This window comes from Allobranchiibius sp. CTAmp26 (genome assembly GCF_017565405.1).
Taxonomy (GTDB): Bacteria; Actinomycetota; Actinomycetes; order Actinomycetales; family Dermatophilaceae; genus Allobranchiibius.
This window is the reverse complement of the sequence record NZ_JAGEKR010000012.1, coordinates 265,108-286,007: the sequence shown is the minus strand read 5'-3', so window position 1 is coordinate 286,007 and position 20,900 is coordinate 265,108. Positions and strand designations below refer to the sequence as shown.

The 20,900-nt window shown below is 69.8% G+C and carries 17 protein-coding genes; 6 read left to right on the top strand and 11 right to left on the bottom strand.

The genetic code is table 11. The annotated features are described in order from the left end of the window. Window positions 1–156: 156 nt before the first annotated feature. The 5 genes from J4030_RS09580 to J4030_RS09560 form a co-directional block, all read right to left on the bottom strand. Window positions 157–1,314, bottom strand: coding sequence for an alkaline phosphatase family protein (locus J4030_RS09580; RefSeq protein ID WP_307864638.1), 1,158 nt, complete (start codon window positions 1,312–1,314; stop codon window positions 157–159). After that, window positions 1,311–1,922 carry a DUF5998 family protein gene (locus J4030_RS09575; RefSeq protein WP_208048985.1) on the bottom strand — a complete coding sequence of 204 codons (612 nt, stop codon included), beginning with the start codon at window positions 1,920–1,922 and terminating at the stop codon, window positions 1,311–1,313. Before J4030_RS09575 ends, J4030_RS09580 begins: the two co-directional genes overlap by 4 nt. Before the next feature lie 86 nt (window positions 1,923–2,008). Continuing rightward, the gene (locus tag J4030_RS09570; RefSeq protein ID WP_208048984.1) at window positions 2,009–4,693 is read right to left on the bottom strand and encodes a bifunctional GNAT family N-acetyltransferase/acetate--CoA ligase family protein; all 2,685 of its coding nucleotides are present in this window, start codon (window positions 4,691–4,693) and stop codon (window positions 2,009–2,011) included. Window positions 4,694–4,710: 17 nt separating this feature from the next. Next, on the bottom strand, window positions 4,711–6,195 hold the full coding sequence (locus J4030_RS09565) for a hypothetical protein (protein ID WP_208048983.1): 1,485 nt from the start codon (window positions 6,193–6,195) through the stop codon (window positions 4,711–4,713). After that, a complete protein-coding gene (locus J4030_RS09560; RefSeq protein WP_208048982.1) occupies window positions 6,192–6,773 on the bottom strand; it encodes an RNA polymerase sigma factor in 582 nt (193 codons plus the stop codon). The genes J4030_RS09565 and J4030_RS09560 overlap by 4 nt, the downstream gene beginning before the upstream one ends. Window positions 6,774–6,853: 80 nt before the next feature. On the opposite strand from J4030_RS09560, the gene J4030_RS09555 reads away from it, so the two are divergent. After that, window positions 6,854–8,686 (top strand): AMP-binding protein, encoded by a 1,833-nt coding sequence (locus J4030_RS09555; RefSeq protein WP_243763080.1) that lies wholly within the window; start codon window positions 6,854–6,856, stop codon window positions 8,684–8,686. Between the two features lie 5 nt (window positions 8,687–8,691). After that, a complete protein-coding gene (locus J4030_RS09550; protein ID WP_307864637.1) occupies window positions 8,692–9,309 on the top strand; it encodes a nitroreductase family protein in 618 nt (205 codons plus the stop codon). A 162-nt stretch (window positions 9,310–9,471) separates the two neighbouring features. On the opposite strand, the gene J4030_RS09545 is transcribed toward J4030_RS09550, so the two are convergent. Both J4030_RS09545 and J4030_RS09540 read right to left on the bottom strand, forming a co-directional pair. Beyond that, window positions 9,472–10,530, bottom strand: coding sequence for an alpha-hydroxy acid oxidase (locus tag J4030_RS09545; RefSeq protein ID WP_208048981.1), 1,059 nt, complete (start codon window positions 10,528–10,530; stop codon window positions 9,472–9,474). 12 nt (window positions 10,531–10,542) lie between these two features. Beyond that, window positions 10,543–12,237, bottom strand: coding sequence for an HAD family acid phosphatase (locus J4030_RS09540; protein ID WP_208048980.1), 1,695 nt, complete (start codon window positions 12,235–12,237; stop codon window positions 10,543–10,545). Window positions 12,238–12,351: 114 nt separating this feature from the next. On the opposite strand from J4030_RS09540, the gene J4030_RS09535 reads away from it, so the two are divergent. Beyond that, window positions 12,352–13,269 (top strand): thermonuclease family protein, encoded by a 918-nt coding sequence (locus tag J4030_RS09535; protein ID WP_307864636.1) that lies wholly within the window; start codon window positions 12,352–12,354, stop codon window positions 13,267–13,269. Window positions 13,270–13,306: 37 nt separating this feature from the next. Here J4030_RS09535 and J4030_RS09530 read toward each other — a convergent pair whose 3' ends face one another. The 4 genes from J4030_RS09530 to J4030_RS09515 form a co-directional block, all read right to left on the bottom strand. Continuing rightward, window positions 13,307–14,383: an ABC transporter ATP-binding protein gene (locus J4030_RS09530; RefSeq protein ID WP_208048979.1), complete on the bottom strand. Its 1,077-nt coding sequence runs from the start codon at window positions 14,381–14,383 to the stop codon at window positions 13,307–13,309. An 82-nt stretch (window positions 14,384–14,465) separates the two neighbouring features. Beyond that, window positions 14,466–15,374: a carbohydrate ABC transporter permease gene (locus J4030_RS09525; RefSeq protein ID WP_307864635.1), complete on the bottom strand. Its 909-nt coding sequence runs from the start codon at window positions 15,372–15,374 to the stop codon at window positions 14,466–14,468. Next, the gene (locus J4030_RS09520) at window positions 15,371–16,330 is read right to left on the bottom strand and encodes a carbohydrate ABC transporter permease (RefSeq protein WP_208048978.1); all 960 of its coding nucleotides are present in this window, start codon (window positions 16,328–16,330) and stop codon (window positions 15,371–15,373) included. Before J4030_RS09520 ends, J4030_RS09525 begins: the two co-directional genes overlap by 4 nt. 82 nt (window positions 16,331–16,412) lie before the next feature. After that, window positions 16,413–17,747 (bottom strand): ABC transporter substrate-binding protein, encoded by a 1,335-nt coding sequence (locus J4030_RS09515; RefSeq protein WP_208048977.1) that lies wholly within the window; start codon window positions 17,745–17,747, stop codon window positions 16,413–16,415. 251 nt (window positions 17,748–17,998) lie between these two features. On the opposite strand from J4030_RS09515, the gene J4030_RS09510 reads away from it, so the two are divergent. From J4030_RS09510 to J4030_RS09500, 3 genes are read left to right on the top strand one after another with little or no spacing between them, the layout of a single operon-like run. Beyond that, window positions 17,999–19,045 carry a LacI family DNA-binding transcriptional regulator gene (locus J4030_RS09510; protein WP_208048976.1) on the top strand — a complete coding sequence of 349 codons (1,047 nt, stop codon included), beginning with the start codon at window positions 17,999–18,001 and terminating at the stop codon, window positions 19,043–19,045. Beyond that, window positions 19,042–19,752, top strand: a complete 711-nt coding sequence (locus J4030_RS09505) for a ThuA domain-containing protein (RefSeq protein ID WP_208048975.1) — start codon at window positions 19,042–19,044, stop codon at window positions 19,750–19,752. The genes J4030_RS09510 and J4030_RS09505 overlap by 4 nt, the downstream gene beginning before the upstream one ends. Then, window positions 19,749–20,834 (top strand): Gfo/Idh/MocA family protein, encoded by a 1,086-nt coding sequence (locus J4030_RS09500; protein WP_208048974.1) that lies wholly within the window; start codon window positions 19,749–19,751, stop codon window positions 20,832–20,834. The genes J4030_RS09505 and J4030_RS09500 overlap by 4 nt, the downstream gene beginning before the upstream one ends. Window positions 20,835–20,900: the final 66 nt, after the last annotated feature.

Below are 20,900 nucleotides of genomic sequence, written 5' to 3'. Positions count from 1 at the left end.
GAGTGTAGTGGAGATATCTCGAGTAGCTGATCAGCGCTGGATAGTCGCTCTTGCAGCCCAACTCTCGTCGTCCGGTATTACCTAGTTGGGCAGGGGCCCGTTACGCATGCAGCGCCACAGGCGCAGCTTCTGCCAGCCGCCAGGCTGATGACGAGCTCAGGCGGGCAGATGCACGAACGGCACCAGCTGCTCGGCCGCCGTGAGCGAGCCGTGCTGGCCGACGAGCCCCGACACCCGAGGCGTCATCACCCGGCTGTCGAACACCCCGGCCGGCGCGTGCATCGCGACGATGACCTCGCCCAGGCGGGGCAGCACCCGGTCCAGGACCGGCCCGAAGAGCCCTTCGGCGACGGCCTCCTCCCGACTGAGCACCCACGCGGACGCCGCGAGCCGCTCTCGCCAGGCGGCGAGCACCGTCTCGGCAGCGCCGGGCCGGCAGTAGACCTGCGGCGCGCGCAACTCACCGCCGACGAGATGTACGCCGTCGCGCAGGTCGGGTTCGTGGACGACGTCGATGCGGGCGTCGGCGGGGATGTCGACCATTCCGTGGTCGGCGGTGATGGTCAGCGAGGTCCCGGACGGCAGCGCGGCGTGCAGACGCGCCAGCTCCCGGTCGAGCAGCTCCAGCTCGTCACCCCACTGCCACGAGTCGCACCCGTGCACGTGGCCGGCCTTGTCCACCTCGCCCCAGTAGAGGTAGAGCAGCGCGGGATCGTCGGCGGGCGCGGCACGCAGTGCGGCGAGCGCGGCGTCGACCCGCCCGGACAGCTCCTCCGCCCCGATGAAGGCAGCGCCGCGCAGCGCCGCGGTCGTCAGGCCGGAACCGTCGAAGTGCCCCGGACCCACCATCGTCACGCGCACGCCCGCCGCGGTCGCCTGCTCGAAGACGGTCGGACCCGGCTGCCATTCGAGCGGGTCGGGACCGCCCTGCCAGGTCAGCTCGTTGAAGACGTGACGCGCTCCCGGCGCACGGACCTGATAGCCGACGAGCCCGTGCGCACCGGGTCCGACCCCGGTCCCGAAGCCGCCCATGCTCGTCGCCGTGGTCGAGGGGAAACCGGCCGTCAGAGGCTCCGCGATCTCAGCGGCGCCTGCGAGCGCTCGACGCAGGAAGGGTGCGTGCCCGCCGCGAGCGCGCAGCTGCTCCCACCCGAGGCCGTCGACCAGCACCACGACGGCGCGACGTGCCGGCGGCAGTGGCGCGGCAGGCTGATCACCGGGCAGTTCGAGCCCGAGCGACGCGACGAGCCGGGGCAGCACACCGACCAGACCGCGCTCGTCGTACGACGGGAGCACGGCCCCGGGGAACGTCACCTGGTGGGCTGCCCGAGCGCGCGGGACAGGGTCGCCGCGAACTGCTTGGCCTGCTCCAGGGTGTCGTCGCCATCGACCTCACCGGTGATGCGCAGGGTGATGTCGTCGTCGCCGATGGTGCCTTCGTAACCGTGGTCGGCCTCGCACTGCGGGTCGGCGCACTGAGCGGGCATGATGTCGATCGCGGCGACGGTGCCCCAGCCCAGCTTGAGGGTGATCTCGCGGCCGAGGCTGCCGGGCCGATAGTCCTCCGGCGCGGACACCACGTGCGCGAGCATCACCCCGCGCACCCGGCCGAGGGGAATCGTCTCCGACGTCGCGGTGGCGACGGCCCCAAGGTGCTCGGCGGGCGTGTCGGCGGATGGCGCGTGGTCGTCCGCGTGCACCACCACGAGGCGGTGCGGCGCGAGGACGAGCACGGTGACGTGGCGGCGTACGGTCTCGCTGTCGAACGTGGTCTCTGCGTGCACCAGGTGGGACACCACGGTGTCGTCGCCGAGCGCGGTGGCGACCACATCGCTCACCAACGCCGGGTAATAACCGGAGGTGTCGATGTCGGAGAGCAGAGCTTCGGGCAGCGCGTCACTGCGAGGACCGGCGTAGGACATTGAGGCATCCTCTCACCCCGCCGGCCACGCCTCCCCGGCATCGGTCCCGCTCCCCGAGCGGTGAGGACCAGCTGTACGCCGGCCGGTCAGGCCAGCGCCCGGCGCCCGCGGTCGGTCCGGGCGGTGCTCGGCGCGACGGTGATGCTGGCGCCCAGCACCTCGATCCCGCCCTCGTGGGTGTTGACCGGGTTGAGCTCGAGCGAGACGACCTCGGGGATCTGCTCGGCGATCATCGAGATGCGCGCGATCACGTCCTCCAAGGCGACCTGGTCGACCGGCGGGCGACCTCCGTGCCCCCGCAGCAGCGGCGCGGCGCGCACCGACCCGATCAGGTCGCGCACGTCACCGGTGCGCAGCGGCGGGATCCGGTAGCCGATGTCGCCCATCACCTCACGTGGTGGCCCCGCCAGCGCGAAACTCACCACCGGGCCGAAGAGCGGGTCCTCCACCGAGGAGATCACGCACGGGATCCCCGGCGTGGCCATCTGCTGCACCACCAGCCGGTTCGCGTGCAGGGGACGCAACCGGTCGTCCAGCGTGGTGTACGCCGCCCGGACAGCCGCCCGGTTGTTCAGATCCAGCCGCACGCTCGCGATGGGCTGGCTGCTCGCGATCGGCGACGTGGACTTCAGCACCACCGGGAACCCCAGTCGCGTCGCCGCGGTGGCCGCGTGCGCCGGTGAGTCCACGGGCACGGCCTCCCAGACCTCGATCCCGTATGCCGCGAGCAGCTCGCGCACCTCGGCCGGTTGCAGGGGCCGCCCCTGCGGCGATCCCTGCAGCACCCCGTCGATGACGGCATCGGCACGGGAGCGGTGGATGCCGTCCGGGGTGACCAGCTCCCCGTGGTCGGCCGCCTGCCACTCGGCGTACCGAGTCGCGGCGGCGAGCGCGCGCACCCCGTCCTCGGGGGTGCTGTACGCCGGCACGGTCGCCGGGGCCGCCTCGCCGCCGGCCGTCGTACGCCGCCCGGACGCCAGCGCGGCCCGCACCTCGTGGATGCCCACGAAGGTGGCGACGCAGGGTTTGTCGTGCCGTGCCGCGACCTGGGCGAGCGCGGTCGCCGAGACGATGCTCGGTTCGACCTTCGCGTGCAGGAAGCAGGCGACCACGCTGTGCACGTCCGGGTCGGCGAACACCGCTTCCAAGGCCTGCTCGACCTGCCCGGCCGAGGCGTCCGGCGGCAGGCTGCGCGGACCGTGCACCACGTCCAACCCCCAGCTGACGACGGCGTCGGCGGCCAGCGCACCCAGGGACACGGTGTTGCCGACCACGGCGACACCGGTGCCGGCCGGGAGGGGCTGGTCGACGACCAGTTGGGCCACATCGAGCAGCTGGTGCAGGTTCTCCACCCGGATGACACCGGCCTGCCGCAGCATCTGGGCGAACGCCTCGGGACCCACGGTCGTGTCGCGCACCCGGTGGCCGGGAGGGACGCCGTACTCCGAGGTGCCGGACTTGATCACGATGACCGGCTTCTTCTGGGCCAGCCGTCGGGCAATGCGGGAGAACTTGCGCGGGTTGCCCATCGACTCCAGATAGAGACCGGCCACGCGGGTGGTCGGGTCGTCGATCCAGAACTGCATGATGTCATTGCCGGACACGTCGATCCGGTTGCCGGCGGACACGAAGTCGCTGAGACCCAGCCCGCGACGTCGGGCCGACTCCAGCACCGAGATGGCGAGCACCCCGCTCTGTGCGAACAACCCGAAGCCGCCGGCCTGCGGCATGTCCGGCGCGACCGACGCGTTCATCCGCACGGACTCGCGGGTGTCGATGACCCCGAACGAGTTCGGGCCGACGACGCGCATCCCGCCCCGTCGCGCCACCTGGAGCAGCTCGCGCTGCAGCGCCTCGCCCTCCTCGCCGATCTCCGCGAAGCCGGCGGACACGACGATGAGGGCCTTCACCTTGTGCGCTGCACAGTCGCGAGCCGCGTCGAGCACGCCCGCGACCGGCACGGCGATCACCGCCACGTCGACCGGTCCGGGCAGATCGCGCACCCGCGCGTAGAGCTCACCCTCGACCTCACGGTGCGGGTTCCTGTTGACGGCGTACGCCGTGCCGGTGAACCCCTGGGCGACCAGTCGTTCGTAGATCTCCCGCCCGACCGAGGTCGGACGAGATCCCACGCCGACGACCGCCACGCTGCTCGGGCGCAAGAGAGCGGCGACGCTGCGCGCCTCCGCCCGATGCTCACGGGCCTCCAGCACCTCCCGACTGCGGCTGGTGGTCTCGATGCGGAAGGACAGGGCCACGACCCCGTCGTCGAAGTGCCGGCGCACCTCGAACCCCGCCTCGGAGAAGACACCGAGCATCTTGCGGTTCTGCGGGAGTACGTCGGCGGTGAACTCCTCGATGTCGCCTTCCTGGCCGATCGCGACGAGGTGCTCGAGCAGCACCGAACCCACCCCGCGGCCCTGGAAGTCGTCGGCGACGTTGAACGCGACCTCGGCACGCGGCGGTGTGTCACCGACCCGGTCGTAGCGCGCGATGCCTACCAGCTGCTCGTCCGCCTCCATCACCAGGGCGACCCGCGCGTGGTAGTCCACGTTGGCGAAGCGGTGCGCGTCGCGGTCGGACAGGTGCGGCAAAGGCGCGAAGAATCGAAGGTAGATCGATTCCTTGGACTGGCGGTCGTGGAACTCCTGGATCAGGGTCGCGTCGGCGGGCCGGATAGGCCGCACGTGCCCGATCGACCCGTCGCGCAGGACGACATCGGCCTCCCAGTGGGAGGGATAGTCCGGCGGCTGCGGATCCGCGTCGCTCACGCTGTCAGCCTCCCACGTCAGCGGATCGGGTCGACGAGCCTCCACGTGAGCCCCGAGTCGTTCGACCACCAGTATCCCGAGCTGCTCAGGGTGATCGCGTAGTACTGGCTCCCGCCCGGGCTGGCGAGCCAGTCGATCCCGCTGGCGGGCAGACCGAGCGGACCGTCCTTGGCGACGAAGGTCTTGCCGCCGTCCGTGGAGACGACCAACGATCCGGCTCCCACGACCGCGGCGGCACCCGTCGTCGTGGTCGGACCGGCCGAGGCGGCCACGTGGTCCGCGTCGACCGAGGCCAGGTCGGGGCGAGAGCCGGTGGGCAGCTGCAGGGCCCCGCTCGAGACCTTCGTCCACGTCACGCCGTCGTCGGTGCTGTGCACCAGCGTGTACGACGTCCGCGATGCGCCGGTCATCGGAGTGCAGAGCGCGAAGAGCTGGTGGTTGAGGGTCGTGGACGGGGTGATGGCCTGCAGCGACGTCCCGGCGCACGCGCCCGGCGCGTACATCGGCTCCAGGGAAGTGTTCACCAGTCGCAGCGGGGGCAGCGGCGCACCGTCGGAGGCGCTGGTGAGCGACAGGTAGGCCATCCCGTTGCGCACGACGATCTGCCCGGAGACGATCGGAGCCGTGAGGTCGGCGGTCGAGGACGCAGCCTGCGGCACGGTGTCGGCCGAGGTGCTCATCCGCGTCAGACTCACCGATCCGGCGCAGGTCGACGAGGCGCACTTGTCGGCCGTCAGCACCAACAGGTCGCCGTGCCACGCCTCGACGTCCAGGACCGTGCGCCCCGGGTGGGCGACGCGGGAGAAACTGGCGCCCGAGTCGTGGGTGACCCACAGGTCGCCGCCGAAGACGTAACCGGTCGTCGGCGTCACGAACCGGACGTCCCGCAACTGGTCGTCGGGCTGGATGTGCTTGCCACCCGGCTGCACCGGGCTGGAGTAGAGCGACCCATCGAACGTGTGCACGCCGGACCAGCTGGCGCCGTTGTCGGCGGAGCGCAACAGCACCGGACAGGTGAACGCGCCGCAGCTGCTGGACCCCAGGTCGTACACGACGTTGTTACCAGCGTTGCTGAGCGACCAGGTGACGAAGCTGTCGGGGACCACCACGCGCGGCTGCGCCTGCGACTGCGCGCCGGGTGTCACCGGCGTCCCGCTGTCGTGCTGCGGTTGCCGAGCCCCGCCGGCCTGTGTGCCGGACCGGACCGACGTCGAGCTCACCGAGCTCGCGGCCACGGCCGGACCGTTCGACTGTGGAGCCTGCACGGTCCACACCCCGAACCCGGCGACCACCGCCACCGCAGCGGCCGCGACGGCACCGGCCAGGAACCGGTGCGGTCGGCGTCGCCGGGCCGCCCGGGTGATCCGGGCCCAGTCCAGGTCGCCTGCTGTTTCGGGGCGCACCGAGGAGCGATGCGCACCGAAGAAGCGCGCGACGGGGTCGTCGTCGTACGCCGGTTCGCGGCGATCCTCGCCGGATCCGCGGAGGTCGTCGTCGTTCATCGCACCTGCTTCAAATGCTCGGCCAGCAGTTTGCGACCGTCGTAGAGATCTCGCTTCACCGCACCCTCGGACTTGCCGAGTTCGCGGGCGACCTGGGCCACCGAGAGGTCGGCGTAGTAATGCAACAGCACCGTCATCCGCAGCCGCCCGGGCAGGGACTCCACGGCGTCGCGCACGGTCAGCCGCGTCGCCACGTCTGGTTCGGGTGCCGCGACGTCGATGTCGACGGGCCGGCCCGCGGTGTACTTGTCGTACGCCGCCGCCTCACGTCCGCGTTTGCGCCAGTGGTCGCGCACCTGGTTGGCGACCGTCGTGTAGAGCCAGGGCCTCGGTTCGGCCACCTGGCCCCAGTGGTTGATCAACCGGATGAACGCCTCCGTCGCGAAGTCGTGCGCCAGGTCGCGGTCCCCCACCAACGACGTGGCCCATCCGACGAGCCGTCCGAAGTGCGCGTCGTACACCTCGCGCACCGCCGCGTCGGTCGCCGATTGCCCCCGAGCCACCGCCGACCTCCCCTCCTCACGCACGTGTCGCCGCGCCCGGGCGCCGGCGGGCGCCAGGAGGGAGATGGTGGTCATGTCCCCTAAGACGCCGGAGGCACCCGATCGGTTGGTGCTCCTTCGCTGCGCCCGGCGCGTGACGCTGGTTACATTCACGTATGCCGTCGACGAGCCAGAACCCTATCGCTACGCCGGCAGACGATTTCCGCGCCGCGCGGGATCACCTGCAGGCCCACCGCACCGATTACGACGCCGCGATCGCGGGGTACTCGCCGCCGCGGCCCGACCACTTCAACTGGGCCACCGACTGGTTCGACGTCCTGGCGACGGAGGCGGACTCCCGCGACCGCCCGGCGTTGACCATCGTCGACCAGGGGGACGGTGGAGACCGGCGCACGAGCTGCACGTACGCGCAGATGGCCCGGCGCTCCCAGCAGGTGGCCGGCTGGCTGGCGTCGCTCGGCGTCCGGTCCGGTGACCGGGTGCTGCTGATGCTGGGCAACCAGGTGGAGCTGTGGGAGAGCCTGCTGGCGTGCATCCGGCTCGGCGCTGTCACGATCCCCGCCGCCACGCTGCTCACCTCGGCCGATCTGCGGGACCGGATCGACCGCGGCGCGGTCGCCCACGCGATCGTGCGGGCCGACGCCGCGGATGCCTTCGAGACGGTGCCCGGTGAGTTCACCCGGATCGCCGTCGGCGAACAGTGCCCGGAGGGCTGGCACTCCTACTCCGACAGCGACACGTCCGACGCGGCCGCGCCCGCGGCAGTCACCGGCGCGCAGGATCCGATGCTCGTCTACTTCACCTCAGGCACCACGGCCGCACCGAAGCTGGTGACGCACACCCACGCGTCGTACCCGGTCGGACACCTGTCGACGATGTACTGGATCGGTCTGCAGCCCGGCGACGTGCACCTCAACGTGAGCTCGCCCGGCTGGGCCAAGCACGCCTGGAGCTGTGTCTTCGCGCCGTGGAACGCCGGCGCGACGGTGCTGATGGTCAATCAGCCGCGGTTCGACGCACAGAGTCTGCTGCGGGCGCTGGCGCAGGAGCGCGCGACGACGTTCTGTGCCCCGCCGACGGTCTACCGAATGCTCGTGCAGAGCGACCTCGCGCCCTGGCGGGAGCGGCTGTCGCTGCGCGAGATGGTCGGGGCGGGTGAACCGCTCAACCCCGAGGTGATCGAGCAGGTGCGCGCCGCGCTCGGGATCACGGTGCGGGACGGGTTCGGACAGACCGAGACGACCGCCCAGATCGGCAACACCCCCGGCCAGCGCGTCGTCCCCGGGTCGATGGGACGGGTGCTCCCGGGGTACGACGTCGTGCTCGTCGACCCGGCCTCCGGAGCCGACACGGGCGATGCGGAAGGCGAGATCTGCCTCCGTCTGGACGGACCCCTCGGCAGGCCGGTGGGTTTGATGGTCGGCTACGACGCGGACCGCGAGCGCACCGCCGAGGCCATGCGCGGCGGGGTCTACCACACCGGCGACGTCGCGGTCCGGGACGCGGACGGCTACATCACCTACATCGGGCGGTCCGACGACGTCTTCAAGGCGTCGGACTACCGCATCTCCCCGTTCGAGCTGGAGTCGGTGCTGATCGAGCACCCGGCCGTCGCGGAGGCGGCCGTCGTCCCGTCTCCGGACCCGACCCGCCTGGCCGTGCCCAAGGCGTACGTCGTGCTCGCCGCGGGACATGCACCGGACAAGGAGACCGCGCTCGCCATCCTCACGTACGCGCGTGAGCACCTCGCCGCGTACAAACGGATCCGGCGGATCGAGTTCGCGGATCTGCCCAAGACCATCTCCGGCAAGATCCGCCGGGTCGAGTTGCGCACCCGGGAGCGCGACCAGCACGGCACCGGGGCACCCGAGGCACGCAGATCCGGACCGACAGAGTTCTGGGAGTCCGACTTCCCCGACCTGAAGACGTCGTCGCCGGCGGCGTCATCGTCGGAGTCCTCCTCCACCGCGCCCGACCGCACGGACTGACGGCGGTGGAGCTGCGCGAAGCCGTTCTGCGACGCCGGATGGTGCGGCGTTTCGACGCCACCCGACCCGTACCGCCCGAGGTGCTGCGGCGAGTGGCGCAGCTCGCGCTGCGGGCTCCGAGCGCGGGCTTCAGCCAGGGGTTCGACTTCGTGGTGCTGCGCGACGACGCCGACCGGGCGGCCTACTGGTCGGCCACGACCGACCCGGACGCACCCTCCAACGGCTGGTTGCACGGGGTGTCTGACGCACCCGTGCTGATCCTGTGCTGCTCGGACCGGTCGCGTTATCTGCGCCGCTATGCCGAGCCCGACAAGGCCCGGTCGGGTGTGGCGGGCTCACCTTGGCCGGTGCCGTACTGGGACGTCGACACCGGCATGGCCTCGATGCTGATGCTGCTGGGCGCGGTCGACGAAGGCCTCGGCGGGCTGTTCTTCGGAGTGCCCGCCGACCGGGCCGACGCCGTCCTGACACGTTTCGACATCCCCGAGGGCCACCACCTGGTCGGCGTCGTGGCGCTGGGTTACGCCGCCGAGGACCGACCGAGCGGCAGCACCCGTACCCGCGCCCGTCGGCCGCTTGACGAGGTCTTCCACGACGGCAGCTTCGGCGTGCCCCTGCACTGAGCGCCATTCAGGGCGCTGGAGCGCACGACCGGACCGAGGGGTCGTCCGCCCGGGTGGTCGGTTTGCGTCCTCGGCCACGGCTGCAGCACTGGCCAAGAACGCAAACCGACCACCTCGACGCAAACTGCCCACCGTCGCCCGCACGGCAGGGCAGGGCAGAGATCATCGCGGAACGCGCGTGACCAGCGACGGGTCGAGCTGCTCCAGACCGGTCGCACCGGCCAACCCCATCAGGTGCGCGAGCTCCTCGCGCAGTCCGGTCAGCAGTTCGGCGACACCTTCGGCGCCACCCGCGGCCAACGCCCACATCGCCGGCCGGCCGACGAAGACCGCCGACGCGCCGAGGGCGAGCGCGACCAGCGCATCGCGCCCGCCGCGTACGCCGCCGTCGGCGAGCACCACCGCACGGTCGCCGACCGCGTCGGCGACCTCCGCAAGCGCGTACGCCGTGGGCACCGTGCCGTCCAGCTGGCGCCCGCCGTGGGTGCTGACCCACACCCCTCCGGCACCGGCCTGCACGCACGCGAGCGCGTCGTCACCGCGCAGCACTCCCTTGACGATCACCGGCAGCCCGGTCAGATCGGCCAGCCGCTCGATGTCGGCGAGGGTCTGGTGCGGCGTCTGATCGATCAACGGCCAGGGATCCTGCACGTCGGCGGGCAGGTGCTGGCAAACGCCGATCAGCGCCAGCTCGTCGTCCAACGGCACCGGCCGTGCGCGACCCGCACGCGGGCGGTAGCCGAGGTAGGGCGTGTCGCCGGTGAGCACCAGAGCCGTCGCCCCCGCCTCGGCGGCGCGCCGCGCCAACGCGTCACTGATGCCGCGCTCGTGCATCAGATAGACCTGGAACCACCATGGCCTGGCGCCCAGCTGCTCGGCGACCTGCTCCAGCGGCACCGTCGAGCGACTGGACAGCACGAACGGAGCGCCGCTCGCCGCGGCCCCGCGTGCGGTGGCCGCCTCACCCTCGGGGTGCACCAGCCGGTGGTAGGCGCTGGGCGCGATCCCGATCGGGCTCTCCCACTCGCCGAAGACCGCGCAGGACGTGTGCACCGACGACACGTCGCGCAGCACGCGCGGGCGCAATCGCCAGACATCCCAGGCGAGTTCGGCCTCGTTGACGCTCACGTGGTCGCCCGAGCCCCTGGAGATGTAGTGCCAGACGTCCGGGTCGAGACGATCCTGCGCAGCAGCCCGCAGTTCGTCCAGCGTCTCGCGCATCGACATCCGGTGCTACGGGAGGTAGTACGTCGGGTTCGGCAGCTTCACCGGCACCAGCGCGGAGCCTCCGATGAGGTCGCTGAACTGATCGCCGAGGTTCGCCAGGATCGTGTAGCCGCCGCCGGCCGCCGTCTGCTTGTACGCGCGGGTCTGGCTCTTGTACTCGATCGTGGTGCACTTGGCGGTCGCGCAGTGGATGTAGGACGGCTGCTGGCTGGCGCCGACCCCGGTCCACTTGGTGTAGAGGTTCGCCGCGGTGAACCCGGTGTAACCCACCTTCACCAGGTTGGCGAGCGTGGCCGCCTTCTGGTTGTCGCCCCGCCCGGTCAGACCGATGATCGTGCAGCCCGCGTCGCTCGCGGCGTTGGCGAGCGCGACCATCCCCGGTGTGGCCGGGAAACGCTGCTGCTGCACGTAGACGTCCTGCAGCGCCGGGTCGAAGTTGAAGTGCATCGCGGCGTCCTCCATGTCGTACGTCGACAAGGTGGTGTCGTCGACGTCGAGCACGACGGCGGGCCGGATCCCGACGTACCGCCCGACCCCGCACGCGGCGTTCAGCAGCGGGGAGATGCGCCGGGTGAGCCCGGTGATCTCGCTGATGTACGGCGAGCTGGTCTTGTTGGCGATGCCGATCGAGTCCGCGTCGTAGTAGGTGCGGATCGTCGCCTTGGTCGAGTCGATGTTGGGGATCCCCTCACCCCCGGCGGTCCTGCCGCTGCTCCCGTCCGGTTTCATCGTGAAGCGGGTGCGCGGAGCCAGCCTGGGCTCGGACAACCCCGGCAGGTCCGGTGAGGGCAGGTAGTAGGTGGGGTTGGGCAGCTTGAGGTAGTGCTGCGCGTGCCTGCCCTGCAGGTCCGACCACTGGTCGCCGAGGTTGAGCGCGATGTCGTAGCCCTGCGACTCGATGTGCGCACGGGTGCCCGCCTTGTACTCCACGGTGGTGCACTTCGCGGTCGCGCAGGTGATGTACGAGGGCTGCTGGCTCGCGCCCTTGCCCGTCCACTTCGTGTAGAACCGGTCGGCGGTGAACCCGATGAAGCCGACCTTGGCGAGGTTGGCCAGGGTGGCACTCCTCTGGTCGTCGTTCCGGCCGGTCAGGCCGAAGATGGCGAAGCCCATGGCCGCGGCCTTCTTCTCGAACGCCACCGTCGCCGGGACGGCCGGGAACCTCTCACCCTGCACGTAGACGTCCTGCAGCGCGGGGTCGAAGTTGAAGTGCATCCCCGCGTCCTCCATGTCGTAGGTCCACAGGGTGGTGTCGTCGACGTCGAAGACGAGGGCGGGCTTCTTGCCCGTCTTCTTCGCGCTCGCGAGCAACCCGGGCAGCTTCTTCGTCTCGCGGGCCATCAGCGCGTTCATCTGCGAGATGTACGGCGAGCTGGTCTTGCTCGCGATGCCGTTGGTGGCGTTGTAGTAGGTACGCACCGTCGACTTCACCGAGTCGATGTTGGGGATGCCGGCGCCGCCCTGCGTGGCGCCGCTCGATCCGTCCGGCGCCATCCGGAAGTGCGTGCGCGGGGCGAGCGCGCGGCCGTGGTCCGCGCCGTGCTGCGCCCGCTGCAGGTCGCGTACGGCGGCCGAGTGACCGGGGCCGGTCGGTGTCGCCGCCCCGGCGGCGGTCGCGCTGGTCAGAGCAAGGGCGGGCACGGCGGATGCGGTGACGACGATGGCGGTGACTCGGCGCGCGGTCAGCGAGGGGTAGGACATGGAACCTCCGGTGGCGATGACGGTGCGACGAACCTACCCGCGGGGTCGGACACACCGGAAGGTGTCAGCATGTCCCGGCCGCCCATGACGGTGGGAGTGGGTACATTTCGGCGCGTGGTGACCGGGGGGATCGGCAGGAATGCTCGCGCGCTCGGCCTGATGGGCGCCGGCGCTGTGGTCGTCGCACTTCTCGGCGGATGCGACCCTGCAGAGCAGGCCGGCACGGCGCCGGGATCGACATCCACGTCATCGGCGACGCGCAGCACGCATGCGGCCGGCGTGGTGCCGGGCCACGGCACGGCGACCTCCACCGCGACGTCCACGCCCGCAGCCACGCACTCCCCCACGTCTCAGTCCTCCTCCCTTGGCGCTCTCGTCCCCGTGCTCAGCGTCATCGACGGCGACACGATCGCGGTGCGCATCGACGGCGTACGCCGCAAGATCCGGTTGATCGGCGTCGACACCCCCGAGACCCGCAAACCGAACACGCCCGTGCAGTGTTTCGGCAAGCAGGCCAGCAGCGAGATGCAGAGCCTCGTGCAGAGCCGCAGCGTGCGCCTGCAGGCGGACCCATCGCAGGGTGACGTCGACAAGTACGGCCGGTCGCTGCGTTACGTCTTCACCGCCGACGGCCGCAACGTCGCGCAGACGCTCATCGCGGGTGGCTTCGGCCGCGAGTACACCTACGACACGGCGTACCGGTACCAGGCGCCGTTCCGGGCGGCCGAGAGCGCCGCGCGCCGCACCCACGCCGGGCTCTGGGGAGCGTGCCCGTCGTTCGGGTCGCCGGTCGAGGGCTCACGCCCGAGCACCTCGCCCGCCCCCGCCCCCGTCGCACCGAGCACACCGGTCCCCGCCGCACCGGCCGACTGCCGGATCAAGGGCAACATCAACTCCAAGGGCGAGAAGATCTACCACCTGCCGGGCAGCGCGACGTACGACAAGACGGTCATCACGCCCAGCAAGGGCGAGCGCTACTTCTGCTCCGAGGCAGCCGCGGTCGCCGCCGGGTGGCGCGCCGCACAGGACTGATCGTTCGCCGGGTACCCCTGCCGGGCATCGACGGGGATCAGGACTCGATGCGTTCTCCGGACGTCCGGTCGAAGAGGTGGATGCGTTCCGGCTTGATGGTGAAGTGCAGTTTCGTGCCCTTGTCCGGGACGTCCCGCCCACCCAACCTGGCCACCATCTGCCCCTCGTGACCGCCGGTCGTGCGTCCGTAGATGTAGGCGTCCGCGCCCAACTCCTCCACGACCTCGACCTGCACCTGCAGTCCCTTCCCCTCGGTGTTGAGGACGAGGTCCTCGGGTCGCACGCCGACGGTGACCGATCCGCCGGCCTGGGCCAGGGCCCGGCGCGGGACCGGGACGACCGCGTTGCCGAGCTCGACCCCGCCGTCGGTGACCGGCAGGTGCAGCAGGTTCATGGCGGGCGACCCGATGAAGCCGGCGACGAAGACGTTGTCGGGGTGGTCGTACAGCGTGCGAGGTGTGTCGCACTGCTGCAGGACGCCGTCCTTCAGGACCGCGACCCGGTCCCCCATCGTCATCGCCTCCACCTGGTCGTGGGTGACGTAGACCGTCGTGACCCCCAGGCGCCGCTGCAGGGAGGCGATCTGGGTCCGGGTCTGCACGCGGAGCTTGGCATCGAGGTTGGACAGCGGCTCGTCCATGAGGAAGACCTGCGGCTGCCGCACGATGGCCCGGCCCATCGCGACCCGCTGCCGCTGCCCACCGGACAGCGACTTGGGCTTGCGGTCCAGATAGGGCAGCAGATCCAGCAGTCCGGCCGCCTCCTGCACCCTGGAGTGGATGTCCGGCTTCGACACCCCCGAAATCTTGAGCGAGAAGCCCATGTTCTGCGCCACGGTCATGTGCGGATACAGCGCGTAGTTCTGGAAGACCATCGCGATGTCCCGCTCCTTGGGCGTCAGGTCGGTGACATCCCGGTCCCCGATCAGGATGCGACCGTCGTCGACGTCCTCCAGGCCGGCCAGCATGCGCAGCGACGTGGACTTGCCGCATCCCGACGGCCCTACCAGCACCAGGAACTCGCCGTCCTCGATCGCGATGTCGAGGGCGTCCACGGCGGGTGCGTCGGCACCCGGGAAGAGCCGCACGGCCCTGTCGAACGTGACTGTCGCCATGAGCGAGTCCTTTCCTTCACCGGCAGTGACCTGCCGGGCGATCGATGGTGGACGGGAGAGTCGCGCTTCGTACGAGATCGGCTCAGCGACCGGCCAACGAACCGCCGATGCCGCCGACGCTGAAGTACTTGTTCAGCACGGAGAAGAGCAGGACGGGCGGGACCATCATGATCACGGCCACGGCCATCACCAGGCCCCAGTTGGTGGCGTTCTGCTGGAAGAAGGTCTGCAGGCCGATCTGCAGGGTGTAGTTCTGGTCCGACCGCAGGAACACCACCGCGATGAGGTAGTCGTTCCAGGCCAGCAGGAACGAGAAGATCGCCGTCGACAGCAGGCCGGGCAGGGAGTTGCGCAGCACGATCCGGAAGAAGCTGCCGAAGACCGAGCACCCGTCGATCCAGGCGGCCTCCTCCAGCGAGATGGGGATGGAGTCGAAGTACGCGGCCATCATCCAGACGGCGACCGACATGGTCGAGCCGACGTAGATGATCGTGATGCCCGTCAGGCTGTCGACGAGTCCGACCTTGGCGAAGAGGATGAACAACGGGATGACCGACGTCACCACGGGGAGCGACTGCGCGACGAACAGGATCAGCGCGTACCCGGACACGAGCCGGTTGCGTCCCCTGGACAGGACGTAACCGGCGGGGGCTGCGACGCTCACGGCGACCACCACCGTGACGAGGGTGACGAGAAGGCTGTTCTTGAGCCAGGTCCCGACGGAGGTCTGTTGGAAGACCTTGCTGAAGTTCTCCAGCGTGACGCCGGTGGCGGTACTCCCGAGCGATGGCTGGACCGACAGGTAGAGCACGGCCACGATCGGTACGAGCACCACGGCGGTGATGACGAGGATGACCGCGAACCGCCACCACTGACCGCGTCTCTCGGACGAGCTGATGGCGCCGTGCTTGCGCGGTATGCGCGCCGTGTCGGTGTCGGTATGCACCGCGGCCGCCTTGCCGAGTCGGATCGGCGAGCTCTCGGCACTCACTCGATGTCCACCTTTCGAATCTGGCGGTAGAGCAGGGTGGCGATGGCGACCAGCACGATCGTCATCAGGAAGGCGATGGCCACGCCGGGACCGGTCTGGAAGTTGGCGAAGACGGTCAGATAGGCCATCACCACCAGTGACTGGGTCGCTCTGACCGGGCCGCCGCCGGTGAGCAGGAAGATGGTCGGGAAGTCGTTGACGCAGAAGATCGTCATCAGGACCCAGCTGATGTACGTGGATCGGGAGATCATCGGGAGGGTGATCTCCCGGAACGTCTGCCACTTCCCGGCACCGTCGATCTTGGCGGCCTCGTAGACATTGACGTCGACCGACGCCAGAGCGGAGGACATCATCATCATCATGAACGGGAAGCTGATCCACACCTTGAACACGCACACGAGGATCTGAGCGAGAAGCGGATCGGCGAGGAAGAGCACGTTGCCGAAACCGAGCGCAGAGAAGAGCCTCGACATCGGCGACTGCGGTGTCGCGACCAGCCAGTTCCACGAGGTGGCCGACACCACCACGGGGACCACCCACGGCAGCAGGAGCAGCACTTTGAAGATGCTTCTGCCGGGGATGCGGGTCCGCAGCAGCAGCGCCAGGGCCAGCCCGATCGCCCAGCTGCCGAAGACTCCGACGAGCGTGAACACCAGGGTGAATCTCGCCGCGTGCCAGAACGCCGGGTCGTGCAGGATGCCGGTGTAGTTGCGAAGTCCGACGAAGGTGCCGGAGTCGATGAGGCTGCCGTTGCGGAACGACTGCAGAGCGGCGTAGATGACGGGGTAGAGGTTCAGCAGGAGGAGCAGCGCCACCGAGGGCAGCGCGAAGATCGCGAAGACGCGTGCGAACCGGCTGCGCCGCTTGCGGCGTACCGAGCCCGGCGGGCGCCCCCGACCGCCGACGCCCACGCCCTTGCGCGCCCGCACCAGAGCTCCGGTCGACGACGATGCCATGCACTTCTCCTGTGAGCCGGGGTGTGATGGTGGGCGCGAACGGTGGGTGGCGCCTCGTGCCGGCCGCGCCCACCCTCCGGCTCTAGGTCATCAGCGGCTCGATGGCGCTCTGCAGGGTGCTGAGCGCCGCCTTCGCGGAGACCTTCCCGCCGAGGATGCTCTGCGCGAAGTTGTTCATGGGTGCTGTTCCGTCGACGGTGTTGGCGATGTTGTAGAACAGGCCCGTCCCGCCGGGAGCGGCCCAGGTCTTGAAGATGGGCTGCCAGTCGTCGACGATCTTGACGCTGTTGGGATCGGCCTTGAACTGGGATGTGGTGGTGATCGACTTCAGCGGAGGCAAGCCGATGCCGGTGTTCTGCGTCCAGAGGGACTTCATGGTCTGGAAGTAGTACGTGAGGAACGCCTCCGAGCCCTTCTGGCTGGGCGTGTTCGTGTACATCATGATGTTGTTCGGGAAGTACAAGCCGCCCTTCTTCCCGCTCGTACTCGCGAGGGGCACGCCGACGACCATGTCCTTGGCGACCGCTCCGCCGACCGAGACCGCGGCACCGGCCGTGTCCCAGCCCATCCCGAACTTCTTGGCGGTCCACTGCGCATAGACGTTCGCGGTGGTGTAGGTCGCGGCGGCCGGGTCGGAGTACCCCTTCTTGACCAACCCGAGGACGAACTCCACCGCCTCGACGTTCGCATCACTGGCGCAGTCCGGCTCCTGCTTGGCGTTGAACAGGCCACCACCGTTGTTGATCATGAACGCCGTCAGGATGTGCGCCATGATGTTGTTCCCGGTGCCGGCTCCGAGGCCGAATCCGTAGACCCCGATCTTCTTCAGCTTCGCGCAGACGTTCTCGTACTCCGCCCAGGTCGTGGGCGGTTCGACACCGGCCTTGGCGAGCAGCGACTTGTTGTACCAGGACACGCGCACGTCGAGGTTGTAGGGCACACCGGCGTACCCCTTGTCCGTCTTCATGGTGTCGACCAGGCCCGGGAAGAAGTCGTCGTAGATCCCGTTCTTCTTCCAGCTGTCGAGCAGGTTGTCGGCGTACGCGATCTGGCCCTGGTGCGCGAACTGGAAGGCCTGCGTACCGCCGCCGGAGCTGACGGCGGGGCCCGTCCTGGAGGCGATGGCGGAAGCGAAGGTCTGGGTGAAGTTCGCCCACTGGATCTCCTGGTAGGTGGCCGATGGCAACCCGCTGGCCGGCTTGTAGGCCAGGGTGATCTTCTTGTCCAACGGGTTGAAAGCGGTGCCGCCCCACGGCATGTTCCAGAACTTGAGGGACTTGCCACCGCCCCCGCCCCCGCCGCTCTTGCTGCCTCCGCTGGACGAGCACGCCGCGAGCGCAGCCGCGATGGCCGCACCGCCGGTCATCCCGAGGACGCCGCGACGACTGAACGACGCCCCCACAGTCTGAGAATCCATCTCGGTCTCCTGATCTCTTCGCAGTGCCCCGGTCGACGACAGATGAGAATTCGCGGGTGCGACATCGCCCGCAAGTGAGAGATATTTCGTAACAAGTGCAGAAAGTATCCGCGTCACAGGGCGCAGATGTCAACGACTTTTGTGAGGTGGCTCACGTTGGGTGTGGCGGCACGCACCGAGAAGCAGGCAAATTCGCGGTCTCAACTGCGCCCCTGTCGCTACCAGCACCGATTATCAGTAGCATTCCCGCCATGAGCACCCGAAACGTTTCGCCACGACGGGCGACACTGGCAGAGATCGCCCTCGACGCGTCGGTCTCCATGTCCACGGTCTCGAAGGTGCTCAACGGCCGTCCCGGCGTCTCCGAACCGGTCCGCACCCGCGTCGAGAGTCTTCTCGCGGCCGCCAGCTATCAACGGCGTACCGACGAGAAGTCCCACTCCGGCTTCATCGAGCTGGTCTTCGCGGGCCCGTTCAACATCCAGGCCGGATGGACCATGGCGCTGCTGGCCGGGGTGGACCGCGTCGCCCGGGAGAACGGGATCAGCGTCCTGCTCACCGTCAGCGGTGAGCACCACGGACCCGCGCCGGAATGGATCGTCGGCGCGACCAGCCGGAATCCGGCGGGGGTGATCCTGGTGTCCTCCGAGCTGTCGGAGGACTCCAAGCGGCGGTTGCGCACCCGGAACATCCCCTTCGTCATCGTCGATCCGGCCGGGGACCCGTCCCCCGACGTCGCGTCCATCGGCTCGGCCAACTGGTCCGGGGCGCTCATGGCCACCCAGCACCTGATCGAACTCGGACACCGCAGGATCGGCCTGATCACCGGGTCGGACGACATCATCAGTTCGCACGCGCGCACCTCCGGTTACCGGACCGCCCTGGCGAAGGCCGGGATCGAAGTCGACCCGGCGCTCATCGTCGCCGGCCGATACGAGTACGAGGACGGGGTCCAGGGCGGCGCCCGGCTGCTGGCCGGGGCCGACCGTCCCACCGCGATCTTCACCGCGAACGACCAACAGGCGTTCGGTGTCTACGAAGCTGCCCGCTCCCGCGGGATCCGCATCCCCGAAGACCTGTCCATCGTGGGGTTCGACGACATCGAAGCAGCACGATGGATGACGCCGCAGCTGACCACGGTGCGTCAACCGCTCACCGAGATGGCCGAGCAGGCGACCCGCTTCCTGCTGGAGCTGCGCAACGACGGCGACCCGTCGACGATGCGCCTGGAGATGGCGACCAGCCTGGTCGTCCGCGGCAGTACCGCCCCGCCGAGCAGGCAGCTGCCGCCGACATGACCGCGACGACGGACCGGGCCCGGACCGCGCTGATCGTCCGTGGAGGATGGGACGGCCATCAGCCGGTGCAGACGACCGACTCGATGATCCCGTTCCTTCAGGCCAACGGCTTCAGTGTCCGGGTCGAGGAGTCGGCGGCCGTCTACACCGACGCCGAGTACATGAGCACCGTGGATCTGATCCTGCAGACCAACACCATGAACTCGATCGCCGACGATGAATTGGCGGGCTTGCAGGCCGCGGTCCTGGGCGGCGCGGGAATGGGCGGCTGGCACGGCGGCATCGTCGACTCCTACCGCGACAGCGCCGACTACCTGCACATGATGGGCGGCCAGTTCGCCCACCATGCCGGCAAGCATCCCGCGCTGCGCACCGGCGAGCAGTCCGACAACTACCTCCCGTTCACCGTGCAGATCACGCCCGCGGGCCGGGCCCACCCGATCACCCAGGGCGTCGCGGACTTCGATCTGGAGACCGAGTTGTACTGGGTGCTCACGGACGAGCACAACGACGTCCTCGCCACCGTCACCCAGGCGGCCCGCCCGTGGGACGCGTGGCATCGGCCGGTCACGTTCCCCGCCATCTGGACGAGGCAGTGGGGCAAGGGCCGGGTGTTCGTCTCGACGCCCGGCCACACGCTGACGGTCCTGGATCACCCCGACGTGCGCGCGATCGTGCAACGCGGACTGCTGTGGGCGGCGCGATGAACGTCGGCGTCATCGGCGTCGGCGTCATCAGCGCGCAGTACTTCGCGCAGTTCCCCTCGCTGCCGGGTCTGACCCTGGTCGCCGTCGCCGACATCGACGAGACCCGCGCGGCCGAGGTGGCCGCTGCGCAGGGGGTGTCCGCGCTCGGTGTGGACGCGTTGCTCGCCGACCCGGGCATCGATGTCGTCCTCAACCTCACCATTCCCGCGGCGCACGTCGACGTCAGCATGCGGGCGCTGCAGGCCGGCAAACACGTCTTCACGGAGAAGCCGCTCGGCCTGACCCCGCAGGAAGCGGCACCGATGCTGCAGCTGGCCCGCGCTTCGGGTCTGCGGGTCGGGAGCGCGCCTGACACCGTCCTCGGCACCGGTGTGCAGACCGCGCGGGCACTGCTCGACGGCGGCGCGGTCGGCGATGCCGTCGCGGCATCCGTCCAGTGGTCATCCCCGGGCCACGAGCTCTGGCATCCGCACCCGCAGTTCTACTACCAACCCGGCGGCGGGCCGCTCCTCGACATGGCCCCGTACTACCTGAGCACCCTCATCACCTTGTTCGGCCCGGTCCTGCGGGTCAGCGGTGTGACGCGCAGGTCGAACCGCGAACGCACCGTGGCCACCGGTCCGCAGGCGACCGCCGCCATTCCGGTACAGGTCGACACCCATGTGAGCGCGATCCTGGAACACCGCGACGGTGTCACATCGAGCATCACCGTCAGCTTCGAGGTGTGGGCCTCCCGCACTCCCCTCTTCGAGGTCTACGGCACCAGCGGCACCATCGCCGTCCCGGACCCGAACCGGTTCTCGGATCCCGTCGAGGTCTGGACGACCGCTGCCCCGGACTGGGCCGAGGTCGCCGTCTCGGCGGGCTACCCGGACGCGGGACGTGGCGTCGGACTCGCGGACATGGCGCGCGCCATCGAGACCGACCGTCCGCACCGCGCGTCCGGTGACCTGGCGTTCCACGTGCTGGAGATCATGGACGCCGTCCCGCAGTCGGCCGAGCGACATCAGGTCGTGCAGCTCGTCAGCACGGTCGAACGACCGGATCCGGTGCCGACGGGCTCGTCACCGGACAGCTGGTAGCCACCGGCCGCCACCTGCCGGACCCGCAACCACCGCGGCCGGGCGGACGCGGACACCTCCTACGAA

What these genes read in the sequence shown, in the direction of transcription:
- J4030_RS09575 (WP_208048985.1), bottom strand. Translation starts at nt 1,922, where the DNA reads ATGTCCTACGCCGGTCCTCGCAGTGACGCGCTGCCCGAAGCTCTGCTC.
- J4030_RS09565 (WP_208048983.1), bottom strand. Translation starts at nt 6,195, where the DNA reads ATGAACGACGACGACCTCCGCGGATCCGGCGAGGATCGCCGCGAACCG.
- J4030_RS09560 (WP_208048982.1), bottom strand. Translation starts at nt 6,773, where the DNA reads ATGACCACCATCTCCCTCCTGGCGCCCGCCGGCGCCCGGGCGCGGCGA.
- J4030_RS09555 (WP_243763080.1), top strand. Translation starts at nt 6,854, where the DNA reads ATGCCGTCGACGAGCCAGAACCCTATCGCTACGCCGGCAGACGATTTC.
- J4030_RS09545 (WP_208048981.1), bottom strand. Translation starts at nt 10,530, where the DNA reads ATGCGCGAGACGCTGGACGAACTGCGGGCTGCTGCGCAGGATCGTCTC.
- J4030_RS09540 (WP_208048980.1), bottom strand. Translation starts at nt 12,237, where the DNA reads ATGTCCTACCCCTCGCTGACCGCGCGCCGAGTCACCGCCATCGTCGTC.
- J4030_RS09530 (WP_208048979.1), bottom strand. Translation starts at nt 14,383, where the DNA reads ATGGCGACAGTCACGTTCGACAGGGCCGTGCGGCTCTTCCCGGGTGCC.
- J4030_RS09520 (WP_208048978.1), bottom strand. Translation starts at nt 16,330, where the DNA reads ATGGCATCGTCGTCGACCGGAGCTCTGGTGCGGGCGCGCAAGGGCGTG.
- J4030_RS09515 (WP_208048977.1), bottom strand. Translation starts at nt 17,747, where the DNA reads ATGGATTCTCAGACTGTGGGGGCGTCGTTCAGTCGTCGCGGCGTCCTC.
- J4030_RS09510 (WP_208048976.1), top strand. Translation starts at nt 17,999, where the DNA reads ATGAGCACCCGAAACGTTTCGCCACGACGGGCGACACTGGCAGAGATC.
- J4030_RS09505 (WP_208048975.1), top strand. Translation starts at nt 19,042, where the DNA reads ATGACCGCGACGACGGACCGGGCCCGGACCGCGCTGATCGTCCGTGGA.
- J4030_RS09500 (WP_208048974.1), top strand. Translation starts at nt 19,749, where the DNA reads ATGAACGTCGGCGTCATCGGCGTCGGCGTCATCAGCGCGCAGTACTTC.